This is a genomic window from Streptomyces capoamus, from assembly GCF_014654935.1.
In the GTDB taxonomy this organism is placed as follows: domain Bacteria; phylum Actinomycetota; class Actinomycetes; order Streptomycetales; family Streptomycetaceae; genus Streptomyces; species Streptomyces capoamus.
Genome location: NZ_BNBF01000022.1, coordinates 95,730 through 101,614, shown reverse-complemented (window position 1 = coordinate 101,614; position 5,885 = coordinate 95,730). Strand labels below are relative to the sequence as shown.

Annotated in this window: 6 protein-coding genes and 1 pseudogene; 6 read left to right on the top strand and 1 reads right to left on the bottom strand. The window is 69.4% G+C overall.

Going from position 1 to position 5,885, the window contains the following annotated elements:
• Window positions 1–1,364, top strand: a 1,364-nt coding sequence (gene glnA / locus IE312_RS29390; RefSeq protein WP_229900567.1) for a type I glutamate--ammonia ligase, incomplete at its 5' end; no start/stop codon positions are given.
• 138 nt (window positions 1,365–1,502) lie between these two features.
• On the opposite strand, the gene clsA is transcribed toward glnA, so the two are convergent.
• Window positions 1,503–2,180: a cardiolipin synthase ClsA gene (gene clsA, locus IE312_RS29385; RefSeq protein ID WP_229900566.1), complete on the bottom strand. Its 678-nt coding sequence runs from the start codon at window positions 2,178–2,180 to the stop codon at window positions 1,503–1,505.
• Window positions 2,181–2,526: 346 nt separating this feature from the next.
• Here clsA and IE312_RS29380 point away from each other — a divergent pair, with 346 nt between their 5' ends.
• The 5 genes and pseudogenes from IE312_RS29380 to IE312_RS42330 all read left to right on the top strand — a co-directional run.
• Complete coding sequence (locus IE312_RS29380) at window positions 2,527–2,994, top strand: RICIN domain-containing protein (RefSeq protein ID WP_189985321.1); 468 nt, start codon at window positions 2,527–2,529, stop codon at window positions 2,992–2,994.
• Between the two features lie 250 nt (window positions 2,995–3,244).
• Window positions 3,245–3,775: an HAD domain-containing protein gene (locus tag IE312_RS29375; RefSeq protein ID WP_189985320.1), complete on the top strand. Its 531-nt coding sequence runs from the start codon at window positions 3,245–3,247 to the stop codon at window positions 3,773–3,775.
• A gap of 220 nt (window positions 3,776–3,995) precedes the next feature.
• Entirely contained in the window at window positions 3,996–4,250 is a 255-nt protein-coding gene (locus IE312_RS29370) for an SCO2583/SCO2584 N-terminal domain-containing protein (RefSeq protein ID WP_189985319.1), read from the top strand.
• A gap of 26 nt (window positions 4,251–4,276) precedes the next feature.
• The gene (locus tag IE312_RS29365) at window positions 4,277–5,659 is read left to right on the top strand and encodes a hypothetical protein (RefSeq protein ID WP_189985318.1); all 1,383 of its coding nucleotides are present in this window, start codon (window positions 4,277–4,279) and stop codon (window positions 5,657–5,659) included.
• A 133-nt stretch (window positions 5,660–5,792) separates the two neighbouring features.
• Window positions 5,793–5,885: pseudogene (locus IE312_RS42330) on the top strand (zinc metalloprotease HtpX); the annotation flags it as partial.

Here is a 5,885-nt window from a genome sequence, read left to right as displayed (position 1 = left end):
ACGTCAAGTTCGTCGACGTCCGCTTCTGCGACCTGCCGGGTGTCATGCAGCACTTCACGTTGCCCGCGGAGGCGTTCGACCCCGACGACGAGCAGGCCTTCGACGGGTCGTCGATCCGTGGTTTCCAGGCCATCCACGAGTCGGACATGGCCCTGCGCCCCGACCTGTCCACCGCGCGCATCGACCCGTTCCGCCGGGACAAGACCCTCAACATCAACTTCTTCATCCACGACCCGATCACGGGCGAGCAGTACTCCCGTGACCCGCGCAACGTGGCGAAGAAGGCGGAGGCGTACCTGGCGTCGACGGGCATCGCCGACACCGCGTACTTCGGCCCCGAGGCCGAGTTCTACGTCTTCGACTCGGTCCGTTTCGCCACGGGTGCGAACGAGTCCTTCTACCACATCGACTCCGAGGCGGGCGCCTGGAACACCGGTGCGGTGGAGAACAACCGCGGGTACAAGGTCCGCTACAAGGGCGGCTACTTCCCGGTCCCGCCGGTCGACCACTTCGCCGACCTGCGTGCCGAGATCTCCCTCGAGCTGGACAAGCAGGGCCTGAAGGTCGAGCGCCAGCACCACGAGGTCGGCACCGCCGGCCAGGCGGAGATCAACTACAAGTTCAACACCCTGCTCGCCGCCGCGGACGACCTGCAGCTCTTCAAGTACATCGTGAAGAACGTCGCCTGGCGCAACGGCAAGACCGCGACCTTCATGCCGAAGCCGATCTTCGGTGACAACGGCTCGGGCATGCACGTGCACCAGTCGCTGTGGAGCAACGGCGACCCGCTGTTCTACGACGAGGCCGGCTACGCGGGCCTGTCGGACACCGCCCGCTACTACATCGGCGGCATCCTCAAGCACGCCCCGTCGCTGCTGGCCTTCACCAACCCGACGGTGAACTCCTACCACCGTCTGGTGCCGGGCTTCGAAGCGCCGATCAACCTGGTGTACTCGCAGCGCAACCGCTCCGCCGCGATGCGCATCCCGATCACGGGCTCCAACCCGAAGGCCAAGCGCGTCGAGTTCCGCGCGCCCGACTCCTCCGGCAACCCGTACCTCGCCTTCTCGGCGCTGCTCCTCGCGGGCCTGGACGGCATCAAGAACAAGATCGAGCCGGCCGAGCCGATCGACAAGGACCTGTACGAGCTGGCTCCCGAGGAGCACGCGAACGTCGCCCAGGTCCCCACCTCCCTCGGCGCCGTCCTCGACCGCCTCGAGGCCGACCACGAGTTCCTCCTCCAGGGCGACGTCTTCACGCCCGACCTGATCGAGACGTGGATCGATTACAAGCGCACGAACGAGATCGCCCCGCTCCAGCTGCGCCCGCACCCGCACGAGTTCGAGCTCTACTTCGACGTGTGACAGCACCCCAGGTCGGGCGGGTTTCCGCTTCCCTGGGCCGTATGTGGGCCGTCGGCCGTGTCCTTCCTGCTCGGGAAGGGCACGGCCGACGGCCGTTTTCGGGGTTGAGCACGGCCCGGAGTGGGAGTAATGGGGGCTTCAGGACTCCCGCGATTCGTGACTGCCGCGCAGGGGCGGCGAGCCGAGGTCCTGTGCCGGGTCCTCGACCGCACCAGGGGTCCGGCCCGCGCCGGGCGCGGTCGACCTCAGTCTGCGTACTTGAGCCGTGTAAAGCCCTGCGGACCACCAGTACAGTCCAGCCCCCCAGATCGCCAGCGCCCATCCGACTACCCGCGCAAACTCGGCCAATGAATCCCCACCGTCGGCCAGAAGAAGCAGCGGGAATGCGTACATCAAGTTGAAGGTGGCGGCTTTCCCCATGAAGTTGACCTTCAGTGGCCCATACCCGATCTTGCGCAAGGACGCGATATTGAGAGCCATGAATGCGTCACGCGCGAGAAGCAGTACCAGGAACCACCACGGAATGATGTCCCGCAGCAGCAGCGCAAGCAGCGTGGAGAGCGTATAGAGCCGGTCGGCCGCCGGATCCAGGACTTGACCGAGGCGGGTCACCTGATTCCAGCGACGAGCCAGCTTTCCGTCGAGGTAATCGGTGGCACCACTCACCGCGAGAAGAGCGATCGCCCAACCGTCAAGGCTTGCATTGCCGAAGTAGGGCTGAAGGACGAGCCACAGGAACACCGGAACTCCGGCGACGCGCAGGGCACTCAACGCGTTAGGAATTGTCAACACCTTGTCGAGGTGGCTTTCTTCCACTTCCCGGCCTCCAGCTCGGGCCCTGATGCCCGCATTTTTCGAGTCTGAAAATAGACGTTATTCGATTCTACCAGAGGCTCGATGGCGTTTCGGAAGCGGCTGGCACCGGAGGATGCAGGGGGCGCCGAATACCGGAATACGGGTTGCCGGATGACGATCTGCGATCGGAGAGTCTTTTATGAATCGCAGAGACAACTCACGCATAACGGATCAATTCACGTCATACGGTAAGTCGCTTGAGGGCATGATCAGGTCGTGTTAGGTTTCTTGTGCGTGGCTTGACCAGCTATGCGTCGGATTCAGCTAGCCGTATGCTATATGGATCCCTTATTTTAGGGGGTATTTCATGCACCTCAAGCGCTTGACGGTAGTTCTGTCCACCACCGCGCTGACCTCGGCGGTATTGGTGGCGACCTCGGGTAGCGCCGTCGCCGCGGACAGAAACGTCACGTGGAGGAATGTAGCGACCGGCCGATGGCTTGGCGTGGAAACTGGCATCACCGGCACCGGGACCAAGGTGTCCACGGATGAACGAAACGTCGGCGGATGGGACGAGACCAAGAACTCCGACGGTTCGTTCACTCTGGAGTGGACCGGATTCAGTACGGGGTCCCACTGCCTGGACAGCAAGTCCACGGGATCCGTGTACGCCATTTCCTGCAACGGCAACGACCATCAGAAGTGGTACGAGACGAAGACCTCTACCGGATGGCGGCTGAAGAACAAGTCGACCGGGCGCATTCTGGACAGCAATGCATCCGGATCTGTCTATACGCTGCCCGACAATGGCGGTAAGCACCAGCGCTGGAGCTAGACCCTTGGCCTCGGCGGGGCCGGTCGCTGGTGCAGCCTGCAGGTAAGGCGGGGTCGGCCGGCTCTCCCACCCCGGGAGAGCCGGCCGACGGCATTTCGGCTCCGGGTCTGCGGGCAGTTGGTCGGCAGGTTCCGGGGCGAAGACCGTTGCCAGGCTGACGAGGCCTGCCATATCTGGGCGGCACGGTCGCCGGTCGGTACCGTGCGGCACGGGACCGAGGGGGGATGTGCTGGTGCGCCCGGTGCTGTTGATGGATGTCGACGGACCGCTGAACCCGTACGCCGCGAAGCCGCACCGTCGGCCCGAGGGCTATGAGACGCACCGTCTGCTGACCCCTCGCTGGGAGGCCGCCGAGCGGCGCCGGCTGACCGAGTGGGGGTTGCCGAACAAGCCCGTCGAGCCGCTGCGGGTGTGGCTGAACCCGCACCACGGCCCGGCGCTGGACGCGCTTCCCTTCGACCTCGCATGGGCGACGACGTGGGAGGAAGAAGCCAACGCCTTCATCGCCCCGGTCCTGGGTCTGCCCGAGCTGCCCTTCATCTCCTGGTCCTCGCCGCGACCCGAGCCCGGGGACGGCGTCTTCTGGAAGACGCCTGGGATCGTCGCGTGGGCGAGAGGCCGTGCGTTCGCATGGGTGGACGATGACATCACCGAGGCGGACCGCACCTGGGTGAAGAACCACCACGACGGTCCCGCTCTGCTGCACCGGGTCGACCCACGACGCGGCCTCACCGAGGAGGACTTCCTCGTGCTGACGGCGTGGGCGACCGGCCTTGACTGATTCCACAGCTGGCGCGTCCGCGTGTGGACTCGGTGCGGCCGACGCCCTCGTCCGGGCGTTCCGGCGCACGCTGGACACGGCACCCGTCGAGTACCGGGTCGGTTTCCGCCGTTCCGGCCGGCCGGGTTCCGTTCCCGGGCAACCTTTTGCGCTTCCCGAACTTCCTATTGTCGGGGGATCATCCCTCCGGACCGTGTCCGACGAGAGAGGGTGAACGGGGATGCCGGAACAGGACGACTGGGAGCGCGAGTTCGATCACAGGTGGGCGAACTCGGCCGAGCACAAGGAGCCCTCCGCCCGGGCCCGCATGCTCGCCGCCCGCTGGAAGGAGAACCCTCCGGAGCCCGCGCCCTTCCGCGCCGACCCGGACCCGGCCCCCCGCCGCTCGTCCTGGGTCTCGACCGCCGTGGTCCTCGGCTGCGTGGCCGTGGTCATCGTCCTCCTCGGCTACGCCCAGCTGCGCTCGCCGTACTAGGGCCGACGACGGGAGAGGGAGACGTCATGGGGGACGGCGGCGCGGCGGCGCTCCGGCTCGCCGAGGGCACGGCGCTGCCGGACGTGCTCGGCACCGGTGACCCGGCGGCCTGGCTGGAGCTGGACGAGGGCGTGCGGGCGGTGGAGTGGTACCGGCCGCCGGCCACCGGTGTCGGCCGGCGGCGGTCGGCCGACGAACGTGCCCTGCTCACCGCCCTGGCCGCCGGCGATCCGCTGGACGACGCCCGGCTCGCCCTCGCCCTGTGCCACCGCGACGGCAGGGTCCGGCACCGCGCCCTGGACCGGGTGACCGGCCGCCCCGCGCTGCTCCCCCTGGTGGTCGTGCGGTGCGCCGACTGGGCCGAGCCGGTGCGGGCCCGGGCCCGTGCCCGGCTCACCGAGGCGCTGGACGCCGGGACCGCCGTACCGCTCGCCCCGCTGATCCTGCGCCTGGCCGACCGCCACCGCGGCGACTTCGCCCGGGACCTGCTCGACGGCGTCCTGCGGCGGGCACCCCGCGAGCGGACGGCCCCGCTGCTCGCGTCCGACGACCGCGCGGTACGCCGGTTCGCGTACCGCCTGGCCGTCGAGGAGGGCTCCCTCTCCCCCGCCGGACTGGCCCGTGCCGCCGCCCACGACGACGACACCGTCGTACGGGCGCTCTGCTCGGACGCGGCGCTCGCCGCCGTGACGCCCGCGACCGCGGCACCGGTGCTGCACGCCCTGCTCGGCGCCCGCAACCCGCAGGCCCGGTCGGCCGGTGTGACCGCGCTGCGGCGGCTGGGCCGGCCGGAGCGGGCGGCGGACTTCCTGGCGGACCGGTCGGCGCTGGTGCGGGCCTGCGCCCGCTACGTCCTGCGGCAGCACGGCACCGATCCGCTGCCCTGGTACCGGGAGCGCTGCGCCCGGGCCGCCGACCCGGCGCTGCCGCCCGGTGCCGTGACAGGGCTCGCGGAGTGCGGGACGCGCGCGGACGCCGCCCTGCTGTGGCCGCTGCTGGACCACCCGGCACCCGGGGTGCGGGCCCGGGCCGTGGCCGGGCTGCGGACGCTGGACGTGACGGACGTACGGCGGGTGCGGCGCCTGCTGGACGACCCGGCCCCGGGCGTGGTCCGCGAGGCCACGCTCGCCCTGCTGCCGTCGGCCGCCGGGCTGCCGGACGAGGAGCTGGTTCGGCGGCTCGACCCGGCCCGCCCCCGCTGGGAGCGGGTGTCGGCGTGGCGGCTGCTGTGGGCGCACGGCGGGGTGGTGCGCCTGCGGGCGGCCGTGGCCCTGCTCGGCGATCCCGACGAGCGGCTGCGGACGCGGGCCGCATCGGTGGTGCGCGACGCACTGCGGTGGGGGGCGCGCACGCGGTCGGAGCCGGAGGTCGCCCGGCTGCTCGCCCGGGGCCGCGCGCTGCTGGGCTGACCCATGGCACCGCAGCGGTGACGGACAGGGACATTTTGCTGGTCCTGGGGCCGTTCGGGACCGGCTCATGGCAGTGGGCGGGTGCACACTGGACAGCGGGACGAGTGCCTGTCCGTCTGCGGGGTGATGCGAGATGCGGAGCCGGTTCCGGAGCGATCGGCGGCTGGCCGTGCGCATGGGTCTCACCATGTTCCTGCTCGGGCTGCTGTACGTGGGGTTCGTCGCC

Coding starts and splice junctions, on each gene's coding strand:
- IE312_RS29365 (WP_189985318.1), top strand. CDS start 4,277: ATGGGGGACGGCGGCGCGGCGGCGCTCCGGCTCGCCGAGGGCACGGCG.
- IE312_RS29375 (WP_189985320.1), top strand. CDS start 3,245: ATGGATGTCGACGGACCGCTGAACCCGTACGCCGCGAAGCCGCACCGT.
- IE312_RS29370 (WP_189985319.1), top strand. CDS start 3,996: ATGCCGGAACAGGACGACTGGGAGCGCGAGTTCGATCACAGGTGGGCG.
- IE312_RS29380 (WP_189985321.1), top strand. CDS start 2,527: ATGCACCTCAAGCGCTTGACGGTAGTTCTGTCCACCACCGCGCTGACC.